1 protein-coding gene is annotated in these 1738 nt (G+C 52.7%); it reads left to right on the top strand.

Going from position 1 to position 1738, the window contains the following annotated elements:
* Nucleotides 1-261: 261 nt before the first annotated feature.
* Nucleotides 262-1494, top strand: a complete 1233-nt coding sequence (locus ACH6CV_RS18045) for an IS110 family RNA-guided transposase (protein ID WP_456359608.1) — start codon at nucleotides 262-264, stop codon at nucleotides 1492-1494.
* Nucleotides 1495-1738 lie beyond the last annotated feature (244 nt).

The following is a 1738-nucleotide window of genomic DNA, read 5'->3' as shown; positions in this document are numbered from 1 at the left end:
TTTTGGTACACTAAAAAGCGCAAGAGAGAACGCCGACGGGCGTAGCTCGCTTGCGCTTATTCAGGTAGAATAAGGGGAGCAATGGACCGGCGAGGGCGCTTTAGGATTGACGCATCCGAATAAAAAACAGCCGACCATCCCCTTATTGTGCGCATTCGCTTAAGCAGGTTGAAATCCGCATGGGCTTTCGCGTAACGAACCAAAACGAGTGGCAATAAGCGCAGGTGGAGCCGTTGCGAAAAAAACAGCGGGAGGTGCTCCATGATCAGCATTGGAATGGACATATCCAAAGGAAAGAGTATGGTTTGTATGCTCCGGCCATACGGCGAAATCGTACGTTCACCATACGAGATCGCACATTCGGAGAAATCCATGGATGCTTTCATCCAGCAGATTGGACAATTGGAAGACGAGGTCAGGGTCGTCATGGAGGCGACGGGCATCTACCACTTGCCCGTGTTGACGCGCCTGAAGGAGGCTGGTCTGTTTGTCAGCGTGATCAATCCGTTGACGATGAAGAAGTATGCGTCCCTGGCGCTGCGCAAGGGAAAGACCGATAAGATTGACGCGGTGCGCATCGCCAACTACGGCATCGACAACTGGTTCCGGCTGACGAACTTTTCAGCAAGGAGCGAAAGCTACGAGGAATTGCGGCAGCTGGGGCGACAATATGCCTGCTACATTGAAATCAAGATCAGCTGCAAGCAGAACCTGCTCTACCTTCTGGAGCGCACCATGCCAGGCATCCAGCATCTGTTGAGAGGCGACCGCGCGAGAGAGGCCGACAAAGACAAGCTCAGCGACTTTGCCCAGCAATACTGGCACTACGACAACATCAGAAAACGCGGCGAGAGTGGTTTCATCTCAAGCTACTGCCGGTGGGCAAAGAAAAAGGGATACCACGCAAGTGAATCCAAGGCAAAGGCAATCTATGCGTTGGCTTGCAACGGTATCCCCACCTTGCCATCCAACACGCCATCGACCAAAATGCTCGTGTTGGAAGCGGTTCGGGTGCTGAAATCGGTCAACAACACCCTGCACACCATTCTAACACAAATGCAGGCGTTGGCAAGTGTGCTGCCGGAATATTCTGTGGTGCGGTCAATGGACGGAGTAGGAGATGTGCTTGCGCCCCGACTGATTGCGGAGATTGGCGACATCTCCCGCTTCCACAACGCCAGCGCGCTGATCGCGTTCGCCGGAATCGACGCTCCGCCGTTTCAATCCGGCAGCTTCGTTGCGACGCAACGGAAAATATCCAAGCGAGGTTCATCTTTATTACGGAAGACCGGTTACGAGGTCATGCAATGTATCAGGCGGGTCAAGCCTAAGACAAGCAACGTATTCCAGTTCATGCTTAAAAAAGAAGCCGAGGGCAAGCCAAAGAAGGTTGCGAAAATCGCCGCGCTCAACAAATTCCTGAGAATCTATTTCGCTCGCGTCAAGGAGTGCTATGCGCTGCTGCCATCGCTTCCTTCGGTAGGTTGTCCCTAGATTCTTTGAGCCGGAGGTGAAAACGCAGCCACCGCCGCAGGCGGCTTGGCCTTGATGGGTTATCGACAAAAATGTATCATTGTAGGAGCCGACGGCGCGCTCAAGTTTCGTTGTCCCTGAGTTCTCATCGCCGTCGGTAGCTTTCCTATGCATTTTTGTCGATGTTCCATCAAGGCTGGCGTCTTTTCCTGATTACTTAATCTTTACCTGCTTGCCTGTTGACTTGGCTTAGCAGGTTTTTTGT

Source organism: Anaerozeibacter quisquiliarum (assembly GCF_051162045.1).
Classification (GTDB): Bacteria; Bacillota; Clostridia; order Christensenellales; family Aristaeellaceae; genus Anaerozeibacter; species Anaerozeibacter quisquiliarum.
The sequence above is the reverse complement of the archived record's forward strand: the minus strand, read 5'-3'. Positions and strand labels throughout refer to the sequence as shown.